Below are 25761 nucleotides of genomic sequence, written 5' to 3'. Positions count from 1 at the left end.
TCGGTCTAATTATGATACTTTTATTATACCCATGGTTCATACTGCTAAACACTAACAGTGTTATACACAACCACATAAAAAAATGCCAAACCATTAAAAGTTTTAATCTTAATGGTTTGGCTTAAAATATGGGAATACTTTAATTATCAATTATTATTAATCGTCCTGCAATGCATCATACCCTTCTTCACCCGTACGTACTTTCACCACATTCTCCACATCATAAACAAAGATTTTTCCATCGCCTATATTTCCTGTATAAAGTACTTTTTTGGCTGCATTTATTACAGTTAAAACAGGAATTTTACATATAACAATTTCAACTCTTATTTTAGGCAGAAGTTTTATCTCCATTTCAACTCCTCGGTAGTATTCGGTACTTCCTTTTTGCATACCGCATCCTAGAACGTTCGATACTGTCATTCCTGTTACTCCGATAGTATTCATAGCTTCTTTCAGAGCGTCAAATTTAGTTTGTTTAGTCACAATTTCTATTTTAGTCATTTTTACGTCTGACCCAACAGGTGAATCAGATTTTTTGTGAATGATTGGTACCGCATCGTCAATGGTTACTGCTGCTTCACCGGTACTTTCGGATATATCAAGTATTGGCATAAAATCTGCGTATGAACTGACAAGACCATGTTCTTCAATGTCAAGACCAGAAATTTCCTCTTCACGGGACACTCTCAACCCTACAGTCTTATTAATAATTGTGAAAATAATAACCATAGTTACAATAACCCATGCTGCCACTGAAGCCACTCCAAGGAGCTGTACTCCCAAATAATGAAATCCGCCTCCGTACAGAACTCCTCCGTCTGTAGCAAAAACACCAACCAGAATGGTTCCGGTAGCACCACATAAGCCATGTACTCCTATTGCTCCAACGGGGTCATCAATTTTTACAATTTTGTCAATAAACTCTATACCAAATACAACCACGAATGCTGCTATAATACCAATTGCAACAGCGCCCTTTGCACTTACCGCATCACAGCCTGCAGTTATTGCTACAAGACCTCCTAATGCAGCGTTTAAAGTCATTGATACATCGGGTTTTTTATATCTTATCCATGTAATAATCATTGCAACTGTTGCGGCTGCCGCAGCTGCTAAGTTTGTAGTAATAAATATATTACCCATGGATACAAGTGTACCATCTCCGGTAGCGGAGACTGTTGAACCGGGGTTGAAACCGAACCATCCGAACCATAATATAAAGACACCAAGAGCTCCCAATGTGAGGCTATGTCCCGGGATAGCTTTCGGTTTTCCGTTTTTATCATACTTTCCTATACGAGGGCCAAGAATTTTTGCACCAATCAGGGCCGCAATACCACCTACCATATGAACTGCCGTAGACCCTGCAAAATCGTGAAAGCCTAATTTTGACAACCAACCGCCGCCCCATATCCAATGACCTGATACAGGATAAACTATTACACTTATTGCTACACTATAGATACAATACGATATAAATTTAGTTCTTTCAGCCATGGCACCTGAAACAATTGTCGCCGCAGTTGCACAAAACACTGTCTGGAATATAAGGAACACTGAACCAGGTAGTGCTTGATTAACCCCGTCCCCGGTGGCAAAGAGACTTGGTAACCCAAAAAGTCCAAATTTACTGGTTCCAAACATAATCCCAAAGCCTATAAACCAAAAAACTAATGAGCCCAATGCAAAATCCATAAGATTTTTCATAATTATATTTCCTGCATTTTTTGCTCGTGTAAACCCTGTTTCCACCATTGCAAATCCCGCCTGCATAAAAAATACCAGCGCTGCTGCTATCAATGTCCAAATTACATCTACAGAATTAAACATAAAATCAACCCCTTATCTTAAATTGAGAATAAAAAAACGCATTATTACAAATTAAATTTGCAAAAACACGTCATCGTGGATAGCACATCTATATGTACAAAATAAACATAAATTTATCCGTCCATAAAATGGCCACTATTCATTTTTTAAATTTCATAAATGAAGATAAAATAAAAGTGCTACAGAAAAATATCTGCAGCACCTTTGCCTTCAATAATTAGCATTATAACACTAAAACAATCTGAAAGTCAATAGTTTTTGAAATTTATTGTTACACCAAATTCATATTTATTATATTTTTGCAATATAACAAGACCTTTAATAAGAATTTTATACTAAAAGTGAATAATCACAAACTCCATCCTTCACTTTAGAGTATATATTGTACATTATATAACCCGATTATTTTATATTTTATAATTATTACTAATCAACTATCAGTCCTTTATATGCTATAATTATATCAATATTGTTTTTATAAAATAAAAATAAAATAACGTTTACGGGAGTCAAAATGTATTTTGAGGATTTCAAGTCATTACTTTACTCTGACACACTGGTGTCAGATATTTTTATCAGCCAATATATGCCTTCCATGGACAGCACATGCGTAAAGGTATATATTTATATGCTGTTCCTTTGCAAACATAATAAGAAAGTAACCTCAGACGAACTTGCAAAGACTCTTAACCTGTCTATGGATGAGGTAAAATCTGCCTTAACCAGTCTTGATAATCTGGAGGTTATCACTTGGGTAGAAGACAAAATACAGCTCAGTGACTTAAAAGAAGCCGAAATACAAAGAATGTACAAACTAAAGGCAGTTTCAACACCTGAGCAAGCTAACGCGAACTTTGAAAAGAATAAAAGCAGAAACAACACACTTGCCGCAATAAATTCTAAGTTTTTTCAGGGGCTTATGGCTCCAAACTGGTATCTGACTATAGATAACTGGTTTACCATTTACAAGTTTGATGAGGATGTCATGTACACCCTTTTTAAGTACTGTCATGACAATAATACCTTTCATAAGAGTTATATAGAGGCAGTTGCAACAAACTGGCACAGAAGGGGCATCCAGAACTTTTTTGACCTTGAAAAGTACTTTGAGGATATGGCACAAGTACGTGGCATTAAAGGTACTATTATCAAGAAGCTCCGTTTAAGACGTGCTCTGACAGAATACGAAAGTGAATATGTAGAAAGATGGGTTATTGATTATAAATACGGGTTTGATGTTATTGAACTAGCCTTGAAAAAAACTGTTGGAAAGACAAATCCTGACTTTAAGTTCCTCAATAATGTATTAACCCGCTGGCATGACCTGGGACTGGTTACTGCTGAAGAAATACTTGGATATGAAAATAGTATTAAGACCCAGCCTCAAGCAGGCCAGAGCACACAGAATGCTAAGCCTAAACAGTCTCAAAGGGATAACTTTGAGCAAAGGGAATACGATGATGAATACTTTGAAAACTTTTTTACAAACACCTCAAAATAGGTAAACCACATAAAAGAATGAAAGAGGTAGTTTATGAATAGGGATATACATAATATTATTGCGAGAGAGTATGAAAGACGACAAAAGCTTGCCGCAGATATTGTGGAGCAGAGAAAATACCAGCTATATGAGAAAATACCAAGGTTACGTGAAATTGAAAGTATGATTAACCAGCTGGGATTAAAGTATAATAGGCTTATACTGTCGGCAAAAGGAGATAAGTCAATTATTTTAAACGAGCTTAATCAAAAAGTAGCAGAACTCACGGCAGCCAAAAATAATCTGCTGGCTGAACATAATATCAGCTTAGACTGTCTGATACCTCCATATCAGTGTGAAAAATGCAAGGATACGGGATATATAACTGATACCACAGGTTCACATAGATGTTCCTGTTACAGGCAGCAAATTATAGAACATTTATTTGCCCAGTCAAATGTAAATGTAAATGGCAGGGAATGTTTTGATAATTTCAACGAAACCCTTTATCCTGACGAAGTAAATGAAACCAAGTATGGTATTGGGATTTCGCCGAGAGAAAACATAAACAACATAAGGAAAAGTTGTATTGAGTTCATTAAAAACATAGATAATCCTAATCAAAAGAACCTTTTTTTTAATGGACGTACCGGGGTGGGAAAGACCTTTCTATCTTTTTGTATAGCAAGGGAACTTATAAATCAAGGTAGAACCGTGTTATATCTCACGGCTCCTGCTCTGTTTGATATTATCACAGAACATAAAATGAGAAATTACAAGGAAGATGAATATGCCGACGATAAATATCAGAGTATATTTTCCGTAGAACTGTTGATAATAGACGACCTTGGCACAGAGCCCTTGAGTGATGCAAGATATGCAGAGTTATTAAATATACTGAACAGCCGTCAGTCTCAAAACTCAGTTCGTACCTGTAAAACTATTATTTCTACGAATATAGGCCCTAAAAAGCTTTATGAGCTATATACAGAACGTATTGCCTCAAGGATTGTAGGCTACTTTGACAGGTTGGTTCTAGCTGGTAAGGATATAAGACTACTTTAACAAAAAAATTGGGCTATGGCCCAATTTTTTTCGTTTTAACCCCATTTCAATTTCATTATCTGGTACAAGAATGTAAATAAAATAATCAGAAGCCCCGGGAGCATGCTCAAAATTGCAGAAGCCCCGACTTTTTCATGTGTTAGTTCATATTGTTCAGCTTCTTCCTTCATTGCCTTTACATCCTTCTTTGTATTTCTGTAAAATGCATACAGCAAAGCCACAAAGCCTGAAACCAAACCCATATATATAACGGCATAGAACAAGAAACCAATTGCTACTGAAGCCATATGCAAATTGGAAAAATCAAAATTCTGTGTTTGCCCGAAGCCCTCTTCATTTAAGTATCCTGTCATTTTAGACGCCATGAAAGATAAAAATACGGCTGATGCATTGTTGGTAAAATGGGCAACCATACCTGTAAAAATGCTTCCCGTTCTATATACAATAAACCCTATTAGTGCACCAAGGAGAATAGTACTTACTGCCTTTTGAATATCACGGTGCAGAAGTCCGAATAATACAGATGTTATTCCAAGAGAAACGGCGATACCAAACTTACGGTAGCCTTTCTGTATAAGACCACGGAACATTACTTCCTCGCAAACTGCTGCCGAAACCCCTATAACCAGTAAAGCTATAAAAAGGGTAGGTACATCGTTTACAATTACCTTTGGTACAGGCAAATTTCTTCCGAATATTTGTCTGATTAATACATAGGTTATTGCATTAAGGACTCCTACCACGGGCATTCCAAACAACGTTAAGAGAACTACAAGCAGATAATTCAAAGGTCTGGTTCCTCTTAAATTCAGCGTACTTTTTATATCATATCTTCCGATAATCAAAAAAACCATTACCGGCAGTAGAATAAAAATCAATTCTCCCAACCCACTCTTTAAATAATTGTTTTTAAAGTTCAGTATAGGTCCTCCAAAGGTGAGTAAAATGGTTACTATAGAAAAAAGAATTCCTGAGGCTACAGGCCCTGGCAATCTTTTTTTCTGTTCGTCAATGTTATTTTCCACTTGCATCCTCCTGTTGGTTTATATATGTAATATTATACATTCAATATAATATTACTATTATCCTATTTGTATTTCAATTTTTTTCTCATATGTTTAGTATATGACAAAGGGAGACGTTTTACGTCTCCCTTAATAATTTACCAATTTATATTTAATGTATTACTCTATTTAAGTACGGCCTCATAGCCTTGGGTATCTAAAGCGAAATCATCTGAGCTGCCAATCACATAGGCTTTCATTGAAGCTATTTTATCCTTTATTGCTTTATATTCATCTCCGCTAAGAGTTTCCGTATAAACTACTGATTCACCCGCATTCAACTTTGAGTACGTCAAAGCCATTGTAAATAATTTATCCGCTGACCATGTGTATAGTACCTTTTTATCTGAATCCAGAAGTTTAAAATCATATTTTTGTCCGGAAGAATGGTTGAAGCTGACAGCCTTTTTTGAGTTGTTTTTTAGAGTTATTTTCATAATTATAGAATCAGCTTTAACTTCTGCCTCAGGTGTAACTGTTACCACAGGGTTCTGCTTTTCAAGAATGGTAACCAGCTTGCTCACTACAACTGCTGCCTCTCCCCTTGTTGTGTTGGCTTTAGGGTGAAACATTCCTTTTGAACCTGAAATGAGTTTGTAGTGAGCAGCCCTTCCAACGTCCCCAGAGAACTCAGGAGTTACCTCGCTGTCATCACTGAAGAAAGGAGGCTTAATATTTATTAGAGCATATTTGTCACCCATCTGATACTTGTATGCATTCATTATATAATGAACCATTTCCTCTCTGGAAATAGAAGCGCCGGGATTGAATTTCCCTCCCTTTTCTATAACGCTGGCAGTTACAAGATCAACTAAATCCAAAGTATATGATGCATTCTGAGCCACATCATCAAAATAATCTTTTATCTGAGGCTCTGCAAAGTATTCTATCTGTATTCCCAAAGCATCGTGCAGCAGAGATACAAATTCTCCTTTGGTTATTGCTTTAGCGGGACTGAACTTTTCACCTGTAAATGGCATAACATTTTTCTCCATAAGCATTTGTACTGCTGAATTACACCAGTGTCCTGATATATCATTGAATTTATTCTCTTTTTGGGTTGTTTGAGCAAATGTAAAAGTGCTTGACAGAGCAATAGCACCTGTCAGTATAAGTGCAGAAACAGTTCTTTTCATATAAATCATCTCCTATACGTAATGTTTAGTATTATTTGCCGGCTATATAGTGTTAGACTTAACTATATGAAAAATGTTCCACAAAATTTTACCCTCTGTTTTACAGAGCCATTACTAAAGCCTCCCCGATTCTATTTTTCCCAAACCATAAGGTATCTCCAGAACAGCTTCCTTCTTATAATCACTTCAGGCAAATGCCCTTTAGCAAGCAGTTTTATCTCTTTCAATGTCATATATGTGTCATGTTCTCCATGCCTTTTCCATACTTCTCTGGTATGCTCGTCACCGGTTTTAATTTTTTTGTTATTCACTATGTTCATAAATACATTCGGTATCACCGCCAGTAAATTAAAAAACATGTCAGTAAAGGTTTTTACTTTATAAAGGTCAAGCACTATAAGCTTACCGCCGGGTTTAAGTGTTTTTAGTGCAAACAAAAGCAACCACTCGTAGGGTAAATGATGTGCGGTAGCAGTAGTAACTATCGCATCCAAACTATTTTCCTCAAACTCCATATCAAGAATGTTTTTACTTATAAAATCAATATTTTTATAACCATATTGAGAAATAGCCTTTTCTATCATTTTGTCTGCCAAGTCAACTGCAATAACGTGCTCGCTTTTTTTAGCCAACATATTAGAAAGCTCACCTTTACCGCAGCCGATTTCAAGAATAAGCTCATTATCCTCATGAAGGTACTTCATAAGATTTTTGAAATAGCAGTTATTATGATTCCATCTTTCTTCAACTATATCTGATATTTCATTAAAATCTCTTTTTACTATATCATAGTTTTCCATATAACCCCTATTCCTTAATGTATTCTGTCACTTTGTCCGTAAAAAGAATACCGTCAAGATGGTCTATCTCATGGCATAAGCATTTTGCCATTTCCTTTTTACCCTTTATTACAACCTCTTCACCTTTTTCATTTAAGGCTTTGACTCTGACTTCATATGGTCTTATAACCTTTCCCCACTTGCCGGGTATACTCAAGCATCCTTCAATTACCTCCTGCGACCCTTTTTGCTCAATAATTTCCGGATTCACAAGATTTATAAGACCGTCACCCATATCTATTACAATAGCCCTTTTAAGAATACCTACCTGAGGGGCTGCAAGTCCTGCCCCATTCCCTGTGTCGTACATGGTATCCGCCATATCCTTTAACAAATCTCTTATCTTATCATTAACTTCCTCAACCGGTCTGCATTTTTTACGTAGAACTTCATCTTCAACAGTTCGAATATTTCTTAGTGCCATAAAAATTAATTCCTCCGTAATCTCAATATTAATTTCTGCTAATATGTCACAACCAGTATTATATATTAAATATTGTCTTTTTGTTTATCAAAAAATCCTTTTTTGCCTCTTACCACAAGATATATGCCCAAAAGAATACATAGCACGTATACTATTGTTATAGGAATATTTAAAAATAATGTCTCTATGCTCGTATCCATAACCGTTTTTCTAATTTCAGCAGGTGTATTATATAGTGCTCCGAGTATGTACGTTGTCTGAGATATTAAAAGAGTGAAAAGGCACCTGAAAAAATAAATTATATAAAGAAGCCCCGTACCTATGTACTCACAACTCTTTATTTGTATCTGTGAAATACTCTTGTCATCCTCATATACTTCACTGGCTGCTTGTTTACCAAATTTAATAAATATAGCTCCAATAATAATTAGTATAATACCCGGAACTATCCTGGACCACACAAGAATATTTAATTTTGCCGCACAAGATGCATTAATAATATCAACTATCCCCACTGCAAGTATAAAAAATCCTACTATGCTAAAAATGCACTGCTTTAATATTTTATTCATATTTTCCCCCTCTAATTGCATACTTTAACATAAATTATATATTTTACCATATGTATTAGCAATGAATATAATATATTATTACTGCTTATATGCAAAAAAGACTTGAAAAGGCATTGTTGCACCTATCAAGTCTTTTTTGCAATATTTCTGCCTTATTTACATAGTAAGAGTGCCTTCAGGTGTTGACACAAGCATTAGTACATCCTCTTCTACTCCTGTTAAAGCATTAATGTATATAATAAAAGCATGTCCATCCACCTTACCCATAAACTCGTAACAATACTTTTCAGTCTTAAAAGTAGTTGGTATGATTGCTTCTCCCTGCCTATCTACTTTAATTCTGTTATTAACCTTTGCACGAGCTTGCTCAACAGTAAGAGTCGTCTTAGGTATATTTCTTGTTTTATGGTTATATAGATACCCCTTTGACTCGATACCTATTATTTCTCCATTATCCAGTGCAATTTTGACCTTGATAAGATCAGGGTAAACGATTACTCCGCCCTGCTTGAATGCATAACTTATAACAGCAGTACCATCAACCTTTTGATAATAGGTATCCACCATATTCTTATATCCCTTTGCAGTCAGAAAATCCTTAGCAAGTTTCTTTGCCTTATCCATATTTACAGTATCTTTACTAATGTCCCTGTTCCTCAGCATAAGGTAAACCTGCCCGCCCTGCTGAGTAACTTCAATCTCTGCAGACTCATTGTCCTTTTCGTTCTTGTACAAAACATTAAACCTGTATGTTTTAATATTTCCAAGCTCGTTACTTTCAAGCTGTTTTACACTGCCGACTTTGTCCTTGCCTATAAAGTTTATGGCAATGTCCTTAGCTTCTGATACGCTAACTTTTTTACTGCCCAAGCCCTGAGGCTTTGATTTAAGCATATGGTCTGAGTAGGGACCATCATATATAAGAGTCGGATATTCCTGAAAGGTTTTATCAATGTTTTCAAACTGACTTGTCTGAGGATCTTTTGATTTAGAAGACACCATAAAATTACCTTTGCCAGTATAGTTTCCCCAAGACATTTTCCCCTGAATAACCTGTGATTCAATTCCTTGCAGATTCTTTTGAAGGGAAACCGCATACCCGTGAAGCTTTTTCAGAGCGTCATACTCTTTTTCATTCAAAGGAATACCATTCATTGTTTTGCTATTAAGAGAATATGCCATATCTCCGGCTTGTGTTAAAAAGTTAGATGTCTTTTCAAGTATTGGCGGTGCTATTGGAAGCTGCCCCATATTTGTTTGGGCAAGATTTGACTGTCTCCAAACTTCCTCAAGCATTTTTGATGTGCTTAAGGGTGTTGAAGTAACCAAAGATTTTGCCATTAGAGCTTCAACATTATCAACATAATCGGATAAATCAACAAAAGCCCTGTTATACTGGTTTGTCATTAATACCTGATATTTTTTTAACTGCCTGTTCTGATTGTACCCCCATGCCAATACCCCTACAAGAGCAAGAATTGCTATAACTGCAATCGGTACTGCCCATGATCTTCTTCTATCATTTAAATGAAATCCATTATCAGCCATATTATCACCTCCATATTATATTCCGAACCAATGCTTACCCACCTTGTATCTTACTTTTCTGGACCAAATCCATTTACTGGTGGCTGTAGCCGGATTCCAATAGTATAAACATCCGTCAGTAGGGTCCCAACCTGCCAGAGCATCCCTTGCAGCTTTTACAACTGTAGATTTCGGGTTGATAGGAACATTAATCTGCCCGTCTGATACTGCTGTAAATGCACCCGGTTGGTATATTACACCTGCTACCGTTTTTGGAAATTTTGAGTTGTTGACTCTGTTTAAAATTACAGCTCCCACTGCTACCTGCCCTTCAAAAGGCTCACCTCTGGCTTCACCGTTTATTGCTCTGGCAAGGAGTTGTTCGTTTGATATGTTAGATTTTGAAGCAGCATTTACAGTACCTGACTCAATAAGCTCCGCAAGCCCCATTGTAAGCAGAGTAGTTCTGTCCGCAACTCCATTAGCTTTTAAACCGTACTGCCTTTGATAGTTGAGAACCGATCTTAATGTGTCATACCCGAATCTTCCGTCAACTTGTCCGTCAAAGTAGCCCCAGTTCTTTAATTCTTGCTGCATATCCTTAACTTTATCACCATTATCCCCAATTTTCAGGGAAGGTGCAGAGCTTGTTAAATACATTTTTCCTTCATCTGCAATTGTAAGACTGAATACTATTAGTAAAAATAACGCAATTATTTTATATTTTCTCAAACTTGTACCTCCTTCCGATTATCTCGCAAATTTCATGCAAAGTTATTTTTGGTTAATTTCTCAAAAATATTCGTGATTTACACAAATATGTTATTTCTTTATAAAAACATGTATTAATAATCTTCATACTGTCAAAAATGTAATTGATTCTGATTAATCAAACAGACAAATGAACTGGAGTGTTTTATGAGGGTATTGATATTATACGTCTCCGTGGGAACTGGTCACATGAAGGCCGCTGAGGCACTGAAAGAGTCAATTGAGAGACAGTCTCCCGACTGGAAAGTTGATGTTCTTGATGCATTGAAATATATTAATCCTGTAATAGATAAAATTGTTGTCAGCAGTTACTTAGGCGCTTTAAAAAGAAGCCCCAAGCTATACAGCATGATTTATACTGCCTCTGGGACAGGTACGGGTATATATGATATGAGTAAAGCTGTAAACAAGCTTCTGTCATATAAACTAAAATCCCTTATAAATGAGTATAAGCCGTCGGCTATAGTATGTACTCATCCCTTTCCCATGCAAATGCTGTCATCTTTAAAAAGTAAAAACAAGCTGAATATCCCCACAATGGCAATACTCACGGACTATGTAGTTCATTCCCTGTGGCTGGATAGCGGGATGGATGCATTTATTGTGGCTAATGATAATATGAAGTCTGAAATGATAAGCAGAGGAATACCGGATAATATAATTTTTCCATATGGCATTCCGGTTTCTCCTAAATTTCTGACACCAACCGATAAAAAGGGGTTACTTGTAAAATACGGCTTGGAAGATAAATTTACCGTTCTGGTAATGGGCGGTGGTATGGGTTTTGGAAACATTGAAAAAACTATGGCATCACTGTTAAATTGCGATGTTGACATTCAGATAATAGCCGTTACAGGTACCAACCAGAAGCTAAAATTCCAGCTCGAAGAATACGCTTCGCAAAGCAGTAAAAAGGTACTGATTTTAAGCTATACCGAAAGAGTTAACGAGCTAATGGATATTTCTGATCTTTTAATAACAAAACCCGGTGGAATGACTGTGTCCGAAGCTTTGGTTAAAGGTTTGCCTATTTTTATAATATCACCTATACCGGGACAGGAAGAGGGTAATGCAAGCTTTTTAATCAGAAGTGGCGTAGCTAACAAAATAGATAGTTTTAATAATCTGGTAAATATTTTGTCTCAGGTAACTAATGACCCTTCTACACTCAAAATAATGAGGGAAAATTCGAAAGAACTGGGAAAACCACATTCAGCCCATGACATAGCTGTTTTACTGGGCAAACTAGTAACGGGCTGAAGCTGTTAAAAAATCCTTCTGATACCGATTATTCGATTTTTGTAATAACTGTCTTCCAAGGAGTCGGTTACAACTCCTCTGGAAGGACTTGAATGGATAAATTCGTTATTCCCTGTATAAACACCTACATCAGAGACATCCTTCTTAATATTGTCTACACTGAACATCAACAGGTCTCCGGGTTTTATATCATTTAACTTAACACTTATGCCTGTCTTTGCTATCTCCTTGACATTACGGGGTATATCCACTCCGTTAATTCTGCTGCCCACATAGCATAGTCCCGGGGAGTCAATTCCCCATCTGCTGACACCGCCAATAATGTATATGGTACCTTCAAACTTCCTAACAGTTTGAATAAAACCTTCAGCTGAAGTTTTGGGTATAACGTTCTGTGTAGAAGGTACTGCTATTACTCCTCCATCTTCAACCCAGCCTTTTTTATTGTCCGGCAAAAGCACGTCATAGCCTGTTTTGGTTTTATTTATGGAATAAAGTTCAGTTCCCAGAACTACCTGCTTATATTTTATGTCATTTAATGTTCCTGTATAAACATATACTGTTTTGGCTGTTACAACTATTTTGTTATTAATGCGGCCATCGGTAACACAGCTGGTATCCCTGCTGATGTACTTACTTTTTACCCACCCTGTCGTCCCGTCCAGCATCATAATTTTAGCCCAGGAGCTTTCCTGAGAAATTACCTTAACAATCTGGTTAAAAAGAGCCTGTGTCACTCTGGTACTCAAAACATCATTATTGCCGAACACATCAACAACTGCATCATTAATAACAGCAGCATTATCCGCGGTTATACCGCTTAGATACTGTTCGTTTTTTGTAACGGGAATTTCCGTGTTTCCGCACCCGGTTAATATAAATATTGCTGTAATAGCAACCAAATAAATAAATAAACGTTTCCTCATAACTGCCTCTTAATCAATTCTTATAGAATATACTATATTTTTTTATCAGCTCTATGTCAATGAGCAGATTTTACAAGGGAATTCACTGTTGATAAGTTCTACTTCCCTCTTTTTACAGGTAAATATGATTACCTGTTGTTTTTTGCTTATATTGCCAATATATTTAAGTGCATTAAAGGTTCTTTCATCATCATACTGTGCAAAGGGTTCATCCATTATAAAGGGCATGCACTCATGGTTTTGAAGTACTGTCTCCGAAATAGCAACCCTCAGTGCAAAATATATCTGATCAATAGTCCCGTCACTAAGCATTGAAACAGGTACCAATTTCTCTGTCTCCGGGTTATCCAGCATAATTTTGAGATTGTCTCCTGTTCTTACATCGCTATATCTTTGTGATGTAAGTCCGGAAAAAGTGTTATTCAGTACTTTATTCATCACAGGTACATATTTTTTTCTAACCTGCTCAGCTGCTGCCTCCAAAGTACTTATGGCAATATTCAGAGCCTCTCCCTTGGAATCTAAACTTTTCTTCTGGCGACTCAATCGGCTGATTTCATTATCAATGTCAGATATGCTGCCTATGCTTGTATTTTTAACAGTTTGGGCAACAGTATTATATTCGGCTTCCCACCTTTGGATATCCGATAAAACATTTTTGTTAATGCCATAAGCCTTTACCAACAGACTTTCATGAGACTCCTTTGAAAGGTCTTCCAGAAGTTCTTTTTCATAGTGTGTGAGACTGCTCTCTATTTTTTGCTTATCTCTCATAATCTCAGTATATAAACCTGATATCTCACTCCCAACACTTTCAGGTGTCTCTGCTCTATCTTTAGCCTTTTGACCTTCAATCCTGGCTGTAAGTTTTTGGTGCTGAGTCTTATTTTGAGCTATTCTTTCATCAAATTGTGAAAGCTGACGATTTAATTCATCTGTCCTTTCCTTTTGCAACATTTCGGCTTCCCTTTTTATAGTCCTTATCCTAAGAAAAAAAAGAATAAGAGTTAATAAAACAGGTATTAAAGCAAATAACGGACTGAAAATATTAAAAACAAATGCTGCTAATCCTACTGACAACGTTGCTATAGCACATATTATCAAAAATACATCTATCCCTCTTAGCTTTTTGACTTTAATCACCTGATTATTATTCAGATGAAGAATTGCGGACTTTTTGTCCTCCTCAAGCTTAGTAATATTTTCTTGGGCCTGACGGACAGCTTCTTCGAGAAAGTGTATTTCTTCCTTTTTTTCATTTAAAACTTTTAGCTTTTGTTTAAGTTTGCAATAATCAATTATCCTGCTTATAAGTCTATATTTAAGCTTTAATTTTTTAATATTCAAAGAAATATCCTGCTGTTTTTCCCTTAATTCCTCAAGGTTTTTTTCTTCATTCAAAAGGTCAGCCTTTTTCTCCTGTAATTCAGCTAAACGTTGGTTTATTATATCCAGAGGTCTTGTATAACTTCTATCTGTTCCAATCTGACGCTTTAATGCCTCTTTAAGTGCATTTTGTGCCTGTATGTATGATATATCCTCAAATCCGCTCTGCTGTATATTTGAGATTCTGTCTACAAGGTCTTTGGACGTTAAAGTATCAATCCTGGTTCCCATCTGTTTAATAAATACAGTTCTTTCAAAAAGGTTCTCATTAAGCCCTACCAGTTTCTCACCAATACTATTTGTGTCTCTTATGTCAATAAAATTATCTGAAATATCATTAAAGGAAGAATCATATAAGTTTAATTTGTTGGCAAAAAAGTCTCTGTCAATACGGTAAAAATCATAATTGTCCAGTTTAATATTCATATATCCGCCGTATTGTTTGTTATTCCATGGCATATACCTCTTGCTGTCAGGCAAAATTCCGTTTTTCCCCGCTCTACCACCCTTTACTCCATACAGCATAGCTTTTATAAATGCCATAAGAGTTGATTTACCACTCTCATTATGTCCATAAATAACATTCAAACCATCTGAAAAGTCACAAGTAAAATCCTCAAGTTTCCCAAATCCCCTTACGTGGAGTCTGTCGATTTTCATATCCGGTTAAATATCCCCCTGTCAGTCCACCCTGTTGTTTTCCATAGCTTGCAGTCCCAACTGTATTGCCATGTTCAAAATTTCTTTTCTTTCTTGTGAAGCTTCATTTTCCTGCATATCCATAAGCATCCTGACAAACTCACCCTTTATACCGGGGTCTTCGAGATACTGTTCATAATCAAAAAGAATAGACGTTTCAGTCTTAATCCTTAAATAAAAACATTTATCCTTTATAACCTCTGTCAGATACTTTATATCAGGGGTAAAATTCATTGGAATAAATCCTTTTAGAGTAAGACTATATAAATCTTTACCTGAAAAATCAATGTTGTCATCCATAGATAATTTTTGAATAATCTCTTGATTGCTCTTACATCCGGTAACATCCAGCTCTATGTTATAGTAATTTCTACTTGAAGATGGCACAAAGGTTGCTTCAACCAATTTACTATTATCCTCGGTAAACCTAATATTTCCCTGAACAAAGCCGTGTACTCCCTCTTCGTCAAACCCCATTGGTTCCGGACTTCCCGGATTTATCATAATGCTTGCCCTGTTCTGAAACCTGATATAATTGTGCATATGTCCAAGTGCAACATAATCCATACCCAGATTAAAAATATCTTTTGAGCCTATAGCATTATAATTGCTTTCCTCAAAAGGCATATCAACGGTACCATGAAAAACCAGAATATTAAATCTATCTGATGAAATATTATTTCCCTGAAGCCTTGCATAATCCTCTGTTACCCGTCCAACTGCCCCCATGTTATAAATACAGGTATTGAACTTTTCCAAGAACAATACCTGCTTTGAATCTGTAAGAATATGTACATTATCACTCCAACTTATTGTATTGTAGTATGAATTTTCTTTCAAAGGGTCATGATTACCGGGTATAATTACAATTTCTGCTTCGTAAAGCTCTGAAAAAAGATTTCTTACCCCAATTATCGTGGAGCCGCGAACACAGCTCTCCTCAAAAAAATCGCCACTGATTATCAGTAAATTTATACTTCGAACTCTAACCCTGTCAATTATATTTTCAAGGCAGTTTTCTAATTCCTGTCTCCTGATATCTGCTTTTTCCTTATCTCCAAGTGATGAAAAAGGCGTATCAAGATGTATGTCCGCAGTATGTATAAACGACACCTGTTTCACACAAAACCTCCATATGTCTTTATTTACGCTATGTGTCTTTGTTCTCGTTGCTAATAATGGAAATTGTAGCATACGCGACAGCATATTCCCTGCAATGTGACAGGCTTATTGATATTCCCGAAGCACCCATGGAATCATAAAAAGCCTTTGCCTTTCCAGTCAATCTTACATTAGGCTTTCCAAGAGAATCCTTTATAATTTCTATTTCATTAAAAGCTGCATTTTTGCCAATACCTGTTCCAAAAGCCTTTGAAACAGCCTCTTTTGCTGCAAATCTTGCAGCATAGCTCTGATATTTTACAACATTTCTACTCTCACAGTATTGGATTTCGTCTGGGGTAAATACTTTTTCGGAAAACTTTACGCCTCCGTTCTCAATTGCTTGCTTCACCCTGTCAACCTCTACAATATCCGTCCCTAAAAGCAATTTCAAAACCTTACACCACCTTATCTGAAAAGGTCAAAAAAACTTGCAAAGTTCTTAAAATCCTTACCCAGAACCATTTTTCTTATCTTTAAATCAGAAATCCCCGTACAGGTTCTTATTCTGTCTTCTATATTCTCGTCTTCATTCTCAATAATAAACACATTGTTGTATGAAAAGGGATATACCTTTCTGAAGTTCGTCTTTATACTGTCAATTATACTGGTACCCTTGAAAATAAAATCCCTTTTATCCTCAACCTGTATAACTGATAAATTTATATTATAATCCATGGCAGCTTTTACTTCGTCTTTTAACTCATTCTTGAAAAGCTCCACAAAGTTGGGCAGCATGAATCTCTGCTGCTGTTGAATAACCCATAGATTCTTTAATACCGGTGCTATATGCCCTGCTATTGTTTCAAGAGTTATTAGATTTTCTTCATTATCAAGCTGCAAGCCATCATACTTGAAAATCACAATGGCACCTGAAAGCTCAACCTCCAGTATATCTATGTAAATAGGAACTATTAGTATTCCCTGTGCATCTCCAACCTTTTCAGCCGCCTCATACCCTATATATTCGGCTACTTTATCCTGCCCTATTTCATAAACATAGTCACCCTCAAAAACACGTCTCCAATTGTCATTGGGGATTATACCTGTGTCTAAGTTGCCCCCTAAACCAATTGCTTCAGAGACACTAAACTTGTTTGACTCTTTGTCGTACAAACAAAGCAGTCCCTTTTGCATATTAAAAGATACTTCAAGTGTCTTAGCTGCAACTTCCATAAGAGTGTCTATCCTTAACGAGCTGCTGATATTCTTTGTCAATTTATTCAAAGAGACAAGCTTATCCAGTTTTCTTTGGATAATTTGTTTCTGCTCATTTACCTGTTTAAATAAGTTAGCGTTGCTTAGTGCAATATACATTGATGATGCAAGACTTTCTATAAGTTCGAAAATACCGCTGCTATATTCGTCTCCAGTAACAGTTTCGCTCAAAGTAACAAATCCAAGAATTTCTTTTTCTTTTATAATTATAACAATATACTTGGCCTCAAGCTTTTTTACCTGATGGTCAGACTCTTCAAACAGACTATAAAAATACTTGCAATCATCTGGGTTTTCTAAATCTATAATAACTTTGTTTGAGTCAATTTTATGATTTTCATTAAGGCAAAGACTAACAAAAACATCTTTAATCTTGTAAAATACATCCTTAAAGCCCTTTAAGACATATCTGCCGCTTCTTTCGTCATATAAAACAAATCCGGTTACAGTGCTCCTTGTTAATTCTGAAAATAATTCAACAGATAAGTCATACAATGCATTATTTCGTAATTCACTTAACAGTACCTTTGATGATTGATTTATGGCAAAAAGATTGAAAATCTTTTCGTCAAGCTCCTTATTTACTTTAGCCAAATCCTCATATCTGCTATAGTTTTCCAGAGCGGTATCTATAAGACGCATCAGCGATTCTGATATTATATAGTCGTCGTCTGCAAAACCTTTGCCGTTAATCATTATAAATCCATAAAGCTTACCATCTATAATTAACGGAACTATGGCATTAATGCCCATGTCCGTGACCATTCCCAAATCAAAAAATTTAACTATTTTATCTTTTTCATAAAGGACATTCCCATAAAAAGTAGCAAGGTTTTCAAGTTTACTTGTATTTTCTATTTCGCTTACATAATCCTTAAAGCCCTTGACCTTCTTTACGATGTATCTGCTGTCCTCACGAACATATACTATAGAATTGTTTACAAGTAATAATTCATTTATAAAATCAAATGCAGCCTCAATTATCTGATCAAACACTAGTTTTTGTGAAAAGTATTCTATTGCCTGCATTAGCCCGGTATATCTATATAATTTTGCCGATAAAATTTCATCTTTCTTTTCATCTTCAAGCCTTTGTAGTATTGACTGGTATTTCATATGCCTTACCCTCCCCAACAATTAAACTTTGCTGCATTGATTACTATTTATAGTTCTTTTATTGTGCCCTCGCTATAGTAAAAGCTTGTTCTAAGTACAGGTGTTTGAATTTCCTTCTGGATTCTCTTAATTTCAAAATATGTGTTAGGAAATGCCTTCTTAAGAATTGTAATTTCTCCCTCTCCCTTGACCTTCAGATATCCTGCGATATTCTTTCTGGTTTCCTCCTTCGCTTGCAATTCCGCTCTTATGTTGTTATATACTTCATTTAGCTTCTCAAACTCACTTTTTCTTGATTTTCCTGCATCAGATATGTTAAAAATGGATATTTGCTGTTTGTACTGGTTCATTGAAATTTTAAGTTGTTCTATTTCCTCTGTAAGATTGTCAAGGGAATCTTTAAGTGCAACCCTGTCAAATCCTTTTACATAAATATTTGTTCTTTTTTCACTTGGAGTACCATATGTAGCTGCAAGCACTCTGATATCTGCAGTTATATTTCCTCCGATAATCTGGCCCTTTAGTGATTCCAGTATTACTTCCTTTGCAATAATATTGCTGTTCAGGCAGTAAAATCCTACATGTACACTTCCGTCACAGATTATTTCAGCATCAGCAACAAATTTGATGTATAGATTTTTTTTGCATTTGATAACCGTTTTACCCTTACCTGCTATACCGCCTCTTATGTAAATATTTCCCTCTCTGCTGTTTATTTCTTTACAACTGCCAACACCGTATTCGCCAAGTACTTCTATATCATTCGTTGTAGAAACTATATAGTTGTCCTCTATTGTTCCTTTGACAGTAAGGTAACCGTCAAAATCAACATTTCCTGTTTTAACACCTACATTGTCGCTTAGCTCCAAATGATTGGATACCCCAATACTGTCTCCCGAGAAATAAACGGCACCCTTCCTCATGGCATATAGAGTTGTCTTTCCTTCTTCTTCTACAGCTTTTACCGTTTTACGGTCAAAAAAAATCGGGTAATCTTTTCCGGGCATAGGTTTTATGGGATTTCCATATACTGTTTTGCCTTCTTTACCCGAAGTTGCGTGAATTTTCTCGCCAAGCCATTCACCTACTTGCACCATGTTTATAAGATTAAGGTCATAATGATCCGCAGTACCGTCTTCTTTTATTTCAGGTTTAGCTTCTTTTATTTGATATAACCTATTTTTGGAATCACTCCCATTCTGTGGAGGTTCTCCTTCGGCTATAAGTACGGTTTTTCCGGCAACCAAACTTAAAAGCACGTCCTTTTTAATCCCATAAACAACTCCTTTACGGTTTAACTCAAGAACTACCTCTTTTATTATTTCAGTACCTAAAATTTCTTGTGGTCCCACATTAACGGTTATGTAAGCCCTAAGTTCGTCTCCGGATACTTCTATACTTATTCTTTCCTTTGCACTGGCAAATTTTCTGGGGTCTTGTGGTGCCAATACAAGTGCATTTTTAATTACGGCGAAGTTGGTTACTTTAATCTCGGGATGTGAATTTAGACATTTTTGAAATTCATCTATACTCAAGCCTTTTTTTAAGGATTGTATGTAATAACCATCATCCCTTTTTGTTATTATGATGTACGGAGAAGAATAGATAGTGATATTTGCTGACATTTGAAATCCCCCTTGGTTTCATATAAACGCTACAAATGCCGGTTGTCCAAATTATCTCACTCTCAGTCTGTATTACAATCTTATCTGATTTCGTCTTCTTTCTTGTAACACGCTGTCCAGCGCTGTTGCCTCGTTCACAGCTGTCTCTAATTTTTCAACCATTTCTTCAGATTCTATGCTGGATATTATCTGGTGTTTGAACATATTCAACATGCTTTCTATATAATCGAGTCGTGCGTGAATTCTTTCTAGCTCGTTTCTCTCCTCCTTGACCCTTTCAATAGCCTTTTCATCCATTTCAATGATGTTGTTAATATCATCAAGCATCCTGTCATCTTTCATAAAACATACTTTCCTTCGGTTTGCATTGATTTTATTCATCAAGTCACTGATATTAATCTCAGATATTTCCTTGCTTCTGATTGAATAGTTCGTCATAAGCTTTGTATAGGAAATAACAAGTTTTAAGCTCTGCTCAACAATTTTTTCTTTAAGATAGCTGTATTCGTCTCCACGTTTTTGCGAATTAAAAATATCATTTTTGTCCTGCATTATCTTTCTCAATTTTTGCTTCTGAATTGGATTGCTCAAGTTTCTTGCCTGGGCAGAAAGTCTGTTGCACTGCCGATTCAAATCATTGATTTCTTTTTTCTTTTCTTTCCTTTTAACTTCTTCTTTATAGTTGTTACTGAACATGCTTTGTATAACCATAGCAAGATATACCGCAAAACCTGCCCCATAAGCCCCTGTCATAACCAAAGAGTAATTGGCAGTCTGTGCTGTAATCATATCTTGAAACTGGCTATTATTGCTCATCAAATTGATTAAAGCCATCCATATAATCAAAGTTGAAAAATTTCTGAATCTTAAAAGTGCACTTACAAATAAATTTGAATTCATAATTCCCTCTGCTTACATAAAATTCAATCCTATAGAGAAAGCTGGTAAAACAGGCAATCAAGGTATCTTCCGAATTTATACCCGACCTCCTTCAATTCACCGCAAAGTTTAAACCCTGCATCCTCATGCATTTTAATGCTTACTATATTATCGGTAGTAATACATGAAATAATAACATGGTACCCCGCTTCTCTCCCAAGTGCTATTACGTAATCCATAAGCTTCTTGCCTATCCCCATTTTTTGATACTCAGGATGGACGTACACTGACATCTCACATGTATTTCTATAGCCTTCCTTTGCCCTGAACTGAGATAGGCAGGCATAACCTGCAACCTCTTCATTTTTAACGAATACAATTAAAGGAAAACGACTGCCCTTATAATGGGAAAACCATACAGCTCGTTGCTCTATGGTTTGCGGGTTTATATCAAATGAGGCAGTTGTGTTTTCAACCGCCCAATTGTAAATATCCGTTATTTTGGGTAAATCCGCTTCAATTGCTTCTCTAATATGTGTATCCATTTTGTAATATCCTTATACATAATTTAGTTTGACATCTTGTTGTCTGTTTTCTCTTTTACCTCAAAACCGCCGTTATCCCCACCAAGGAGTGCTTCCGCTCTTGCTTTAGCCCTGTCTCTTGCAGAATTCATATCCAACTTTTTAAGTTTCATATCAATATTATCCTGATTAAGTGATTCCACCGCATTTGCTCTGGCAGTTTTTTTGTTAACTATATCACGTGCCCTGTCAAGGCTGTCATTAACACTTCCTACCCTGCTATTCTTTGAAGTGTATTGTGCATTTACAGAGTTAATATTTTCGCGCAGATTAGCCATTTTTGCCTGTGATTTAAGAGTTTTAAGCTCATTAAGTTTCGCATTCATCTCAGACTCAAAAATCTTGTAGTCTTCGCGTATCTTTTGAACCTGTGTCATGGCATTTTCATAAGTTGCTTTATGAGTCTCATATACAGTCTGATATTCTTCTTCCTGAACTAAAAGTTCAACCAAAAGCTCCTTGTCTCCAACCCTCTGTGCAGACTCAACCCTTGCTTTTATGGCATTAAGATTTTTTTCAGCTGTTTTCATCTCAATTTTAATCATTTCAGCACTTGTTTGTATTTCAATAATTTGTTGCTCTGCCTGACGTCTTGCTTTATCTATCTGGTTTTTTATATCTTCGAACAATGCATCAGGATTTCTTTCCTCCAGATTTCCAACAAATAATCCGAAAAATCCTCTAAACATTTGTCCCAGTCTACTAAATAAACCCATTATTCTATTCCTCCTTAAAAGTATATAAACACTATTTTTTACAATATTATAAATAAAATTTATGATTCATATATAAGATACTTTAAATTTATAATAAAAACACAGTAATGTAAATAATTATTTCTAAAAATACCATATATTATTGACTCCTTATGGCTTATCAAACCTTGCCCAATATTTTTCAGGCAGTAAATCAATATCATCACATTCTGCAATAGCAAGCTCTGTCATAAATTCTATCTCCTGTGTACTTGGCCTGCACTTTTTAAGAGCCTCTTTAAGGATATCATCTGTAATTGCAGGAAGCTCCTCTGTCTTGTTACAAGCAAGTTCATATGCTTTCCTGACAACTGTATCTATTTCTGCTCCCGTATAACTTTCTGCCAATTCGGAATATGGAATAAAGTCCTGAATGTCAGTATTAAACCCGTATTTTTTAATGATTATTCTGAAAATCTCAGCACGTTCCTCTTTTTCCGGCAGTAGTACAGGTATCTTTTTATCAAACCTTCCGGCTCTTTTTAAAGCAGCATCAAGTAAGTCAGGTCTGTTTGTTGCAGCAATAAAAATAATTCTTCCCCTATTATTTGTATTACTGGTGAATTGTAAAAATTCACTGAAAATATTCCTGCTCACTCCGCTGTCTCCGGACTCTCCTCTTCTGAAGGCAGTATCTATTTCATCTACAAAAACTATAACAGGCTCTTGTGACTTAGCCCCCAACAAACATTTTTTGAAATTCTTTTCACTCTCTCCCACATACTGACCCAAAATCCTTGACATATCAATCTTTACACAATTAAATCCGCTTGATTTCGCCAAGGCTTCCACCAATAAGGTTTTTCCTGTTCCGGAGGGGCCACAAAGAAGAATTCCCATTGGAACTCTTCTGGAATCGCCTCTTCTGACAGGCTCAATAATATTTTTTGTAAGATAACTTTTAGCAGCTTCCATTCCGCCAATGTCTTCAAAAGCTATCTCCGGATATATAAAATCCAGAACGTCTCCGTATTCCTTTTTTAAGACCTCATGCTTTTTCTCTTTAATAAAATCAAAGCTGATAGGTACACCCTCTGCTTCAGCCTTTAACTTTATATCTTTTATACTTTTCCTGTTCAGACCTGAGGAAAGCTTTGCAAACTCATCAATAGAAATTTCAGATGTAGTAGTTTTGTCATTAAGTAAAAATTCAATGTAGCTTTTTCTTTCCTCTTCTCCGGGAAGTTCCACAAGAATAGGCTCTATCCTGTAAGAGGATTTCAAAAACTCGCGGCTTATGTCAACAAGGTTGTCCGCCAGCATAAAAATAGTACTTCCAACTGAAGAAATTTTAGAATTAACCGACCATTCCGACATCCAAATAAGCGCCATTCTTTCTTCTAAAGTCATGCTCCCGATATCACCGGACGGTACTATTTTCTCCGCATGGTCTATAAACAAAGCCATCTTTGTACTTTTTAATACTATATCAATAAATGGAAAAATTTTAGAGGGCGTTGAAAAAAATAGTTTCGTTGCCCCATTGCCAGTTATTTTATTAAATTCTCTTTCCATTTCAGGAGCCAAAAAAGTAAGTCCTCTGGAAATATCGTAAAAAGCTACAATCCCAAAATTCCTCTGTTTGATAAATTCATCATCTATATATCTAAAAAAATTCCTCGTATTATCCATGGTATCTTTTACATTGAAGTAAAATAGAAACTCATGAGATATACCTGATTTGTATTTCGATAAAAATTCATTGAACCACATGTTTTTTTCCTCTTTGTAAATTAATCAACCCTTACTCTTTATTATATACAAAAAATATTAAAATGTCTGGTAACCTCATTAACTAATAATTAACTATTACCTTTTTGCATCTTCAAAGTAGAAAGAATTGTAGATTCCTGATTCATTATGTGAGTTTTCGCTATATTTCTTGCATTTTCCATTGACCTGGAGCTGACAGCCTCATATATTTCATTATGTTCTTTTATAAGATTTTTGGAATTGTTATACTCTTTAAGGTATATAACTCTGAACCTTTGAACCTGCTCCCTTAAATTGTTTATTATTGATATCAGCTTATCATTTCGGGATGCTTTATATATAATGTCATGAAACTCTACATCTTTTTTTATAGAGCCGTTGAGATTTTCTTTTTCGATGTAGGAAGCAAATTGTCCGTTTATATGCTTTAATTCCTTTAACTCGTCGTCTGTAATTCTCTCGGCTGCCAGAGAAGTAGCCAAACCATCCAAGGATGCTCTTACCTCAAGAACGTCCATTATATCCTTAATAGAGAGCTCAGCAACATGAGCGCCCTTTCTTGGAATCATATCCACAAGTCCTTCGAGTTCAAGCTTTCTTATGGCCTCTCTGACAGGTGTTCTGCTGACGCCCATTTTTTCTGCCAGCTGAACCTCCATAAGTCTCTCTCCCGGACGTAATTCACCTATTATAATAGCCTCTCTCAATGAATTAAAAATAACCTCTCTCAATGGTTTATAATCATTTAAATTAATCTTAGATAATTTACTAGCCATTATTTATGATCCTCCCTTTAATCATTCGTAATATATGTCAAAATACAGTCAACTCTGTTTTTATTAATTTTATCGTAAGCCTTTTTGGCGATGCCATCATCTTCAAATAAACCGAAAACAGTCGGACCGCTTCCGCTCATAATACTTCCCATTGACTCTTTAGACATTAAATCCCTCTTGATTTTATTTATCAGAGGATATCTCTCCACAGTAACACTTTCAAGAACATTACATAAATTTTTGCCTATAAAATTTGTATCTTTATTCTTAAGTGCTTCTATAAGTAAATCTGTTTTTGGTCTGTCGGTGATTTTATCAATTTGGAGACTTTTAAATACTGACGCTGTGGACACACCAAACCTTGGTTTTATCAAAATAACCGGGATAGCATCCATTTTTGGCAATGGTGTGATTATCTCTCCTATACCTTCAGCCAGCGCAGTCCCTCCAACTATACAGTACGGAACATCTGCGCCTATTGTTTTACCTATATCCATAAGCTGCTGTTGATTCATCCCAAGGTCAAAGAGATTATTCATACCCTTTAAAACAGCTGCAGCATCAGAACTTCCTCCTGCCAGTCCGGCAGCCACAGGAATTATTTTTTCTATTTTTATTCTTACCCCTGCATTAAGTCCAAATTTTTGAATCAGTATCTCAGCGGCTTTATAGGCAATGTTTGAATTGTTACTAGGTACATAAGGCGCATCACATTCTATCTCAATACCCGATTTTATTTCCTGAATAGTTATGATATCATGCAATTGTAGGGTCTGCATAATCATTTTAAGGTTATGATAACCGTCGTCCCTCTTATTGAGTACATCCAGAGATAAATTTATCTTTGCATGTGCATTTAATGTGATCATTATACATATCCTTTGCTTTTTATTTAAGTACATTATATACAAAATACATCTTTATATCAATAAATTCAATCACAACAAGCCTT

The 25761-nt window shown here is 35.8% G+C and carries 23 protein-coding genes; 3 read left to right on the top strand and 20 right to left on the bottom strand.

Annotated features, from left to right (window positions below; translation table 11 throughout):
- Positions 1-156: 156 nt before the first annotated feature.
- Positions 157-1833: an ammonium transporter gene (locus P0092_RS00235; RefSeq protein ID WP_004619058.1), complete on the bottom strand. Its 1677-nt coding sequence runs from the start codon at positions 1831-1833 to the stop codon at positions 157-159.
- A 514-nt stretch (positions 1834-2347) separates the two neighbouring features.
- Here P0092_RS00235 and P0092_RS00230 point away from each other — a divergent pair.
- Together P0092_RS00230 and P0092_RS00225 are read left to right on the top strand one after the other, a co-directional pair.
- A complete protein-coding gene (locus P0092_RS00230) occupies positions 2348-3334 on the top strand; it encodes a DnaD domain protein (protein WP_004619057.1) in 987 nt (328 codons plus the stop codon).
- Between the two features lie 33 nt (positions 3335-3367).
- Entirely contained in the window at positions 3368-4378 is a 1011-nt protein-coding gene (locus P0092_RS00225; protein ID WP_004619056.1) for an ATP-binding protein, read from the top strand.
- Between the two features lie 35 nt (positions 4379-4413).
- On the opposite strand, the gene P0092_RS00220 is transcribed toward P0092_RS00225, so the two are convergent.
- The 7 genes from P0092_RS00220 to sleB form a co-directional block, all read right to left on the bottom strand.
- Positions 4414-5409, bottom strand: a complete 996-nt coding sequence (locus P0092_RS00220) for a CPBP family glutamic-type intramembrane protease (protein ID WP_086024847.1) — start codon at positions 5407-5409, stop codon at positions 4414-4416.
- A gap of 158 nt (positions 5410-5567) precedes the next feature.
- Positions 5568-6578 (bottom strand): BsuPI-related putative proteinase inhibitor, encoded by a 1011-nt coding sequence (locus P0092_RS00215; protein WP_004619054.1) that lies wholly within the window; start codon positions 6576-6578, stop codon positions 5568-5570.
- A gap of 131 nt (positions 6579-6709) precedes the next feature.
- Positions 6710-7378, bottom strand: coding sequence for a class I SAM-dependent methyltransferase (locus tag P0092_RS00210; RefSeq protein ID WP_004619053.1), 669 nt, complete (start codon positions 7376-7378; stop codon positions 6710-6712).
- A 7-nt stretch (positions 7379-7385) separates the two neighbouring features.
- The gene (gene def, locus P0092_RS00205; protein WP_004619052.1) at positions 7386-7841 is read right to left on the bottom strand and encodes a peptide deformylase; all 456 of its coding nucleotides are present in this window, start codon (positions 7839-7841) and stop codon (positions 7386-7388) included.
- A gap of 65 nt (positions 7842-7906) precedes the next feature.
- Positions 7907-8413 carry a hypothetical protein gene (locus P0092_RS00200; RefSeq protein ID WP_004619051.1) on the bottom strand — a complete coding sequence of 169 codons (507 nt, stop codon included), beginning with the start codon at positions 8411-8413 and terminating at the stop codon, positions 7907-7909.
- Positions 8414-8569: 156 nt separating this feature from the next.
- Complete coding sequence (gene ypeB / locus P0092_RS00195) at positions 8570-9961, bottom strand: germination protein YpeB (protein WP_004619050.1); 1392 nt, start codon at positions 9959-9961, stop codon at positions 8570-8572.
- A 15-nt stretch (positions 9962-9976) separates the two neighbouring features.
- A complete protein-coding gene (gene sleB / locus P0092_RS00190; protein ID WP_004619049.1) occupies positions 9977-10672 on the bottom strand; it encodes a spore cortex-lytic enzyme in 696 nt (231 codons plus the stop codon).
- 186 nt (positions 10673-10858) lie between these two features.
- Here sleB and P0092_RS00185 point away from each other — a divergent pair, with 186 nt between their 5' ends.
- Positions 10859-11971 (top strand): MGDG synthase family glycosyltransferase, encoded by a 1113-nt coding sequence (locus P0092_RS00185; RefSeq protein WP_004619048.1) that lies wholly within the window; start codon positions 10859-10861, stop codon positions 11969-11971.
- Between the two features lie 5 nt (positions 11972-11976).
- Here P0092_RS00185 and P0092_RS00180 read toward each other — a convergent pair whose 3' ends face one another.
- The 12 genes from P0092_RS00180 to ispE form a co-directional block, all read right to left on the bottom strand.
- Positions 11977-12897: a C40 family peptidase gene (locus tag P0092_RS00180; RefSeq protein ID WP_004619047.1), complete on the bottom strand. Its 921-nt coding sequence runs from the start codon at positions 12895-12897 to the stop codon at positions 11977-11979.
- 51 nt (positions 12898-12948) lie between these two features.
- Positions 12949-14943 (bottom strand): ATP-binding protein, encoded by a 1995-nt coding sequence (locus P0092_RS00175; RefSeq protein WP_004619046.1) that lies wholly within the window; start codon positions 14941-14943, stop codon positions 12949-12951.
- A 21-nt stretch (positions 14944-14964) separates the two neighbouring features.
- The gene (locus tag P0092_RS00170; protein WP_004619045.1) at positions 14965-16104 is read right to left on the bottom strand and encodes a metallophosphoesterase family protein; all 1140 of its coding nucleotides are present in this window, start codon (positions 16102-16104) and stop codon (positions 14965-14967) included.
- A 28-nt stretch (positions 16105-16132) separates the two neighbouring features.
- Entirely contained in the window at positions 16133-16537 is a 405-nt protein-coding gene (gene acpS / locus P0092_RS00165) for a holo-ACP synthase (RefSeq protein ID WP_004619044.1), read from the bottom strand.
- 14 nt (positions 16538-16551) lie between these two features.
- Entirely contained in the window at positions 16552-18477 is a 1926-nt protein-coding gene (locus tag P0092_RS00160; protein WP_004619043.1) for a GAF domain-containing protein, read from the bottom strand.
- A 47-nt stretch (positions 18478-18524) separates the two neighbouring features.
- On the bottom strand, positions 18525-20102 hold the full coding sequence (locus P0092_RS00155) for a DUF342 domain-containing protein (RefSeq protein ID WP_004619042.1): 1578 nt from the start codon (positions 20100-20102) through the stop codon (positions 18525-18527).
- 72 nt (positions 20103-20174) lie between these two features.
- On the bottom strand, positions 20175-21002 hold the full coding sequence (locus P0092_RS00150) for a hypothetical protein (protein ID WP_004619041.1): 828 nt from the start codon (positions 21000-21002) through the stop codon (positions 20175-20177).
- Between the two features lie 29 nt (positions 21003-21031).
- Positions 21032-21526, bottom strand: coding sequence for a GNAT family N-acetyltransferase (locus P0092_RS00145; RefSeq protein ID WP_004619040.1), 495 nt, complete (start codon positions 21524-21526; stop codon positions 21032-21034).
- Between the two features lie 23 nt (positions 21527-21549).
- Positions 21550-22281: a PspA/IM30 family protein gene (locus P0092_RS00140; RefSeq protein ID WP_004619039.1), complete on the bottom strand. Its 732-nt coding sequence runs from the start codon at positions 22279-22281 to the stop codon at positions 21550-21552.
- Between the two features lie 150 nt (positions 22282-22431).
- Entirely contained in the window at positions 22432-24033 is a 1602-nt protein-coding gene (locus P0092_RS00135; protein WP_004619038.1) for an ATP-binding protein, read from the bottom strand.
- A gap of 89 nt (positions 24034-24122) precedes the next feature.
- A complete protein-coding gene (locus tag P0092_RS00130; RefSeq protein WP_004619037.1) occupies positions 24123-24809 on the bottom strand; it encodes a GntR family transcriptional regulator in 687 nt (228 codons plus the stop codon).
- 17 nt (positions 24810-24826) lie between these two features.
- Positions 24827-25678, bottom strand: a complete 852-nt coding sequence (gene ispE, locus P0092_RS00125; protein ID WP_004619036.1) for a 4-(cytidine 5'-diphospho)-2-C-methyl-D-erythritol kinase — start codon at positions 25676-25678, stop codon at positions 24827-24829.
- Between the last annotated feature and the right edge of the window lie 83 nt (positions 25679-25761).

Origin of the sequence: Ruminiclostridium papyrosolvens DSM 2782, from assembly GCF_029318685.1 — a bacterium.
In the GTDB taxonomy this organism is placed as follows: Bacteria; Bacillota; Clostridia; order Acetivibrionales; family DSM-1351; genus Ruminiclostridium; species Ruminiclostridium papyrosolvens.
Note: the sequence above shows the minus strand (reverse complement) of the source record. Positions and strands in the feature narration are given on the sequence as shown.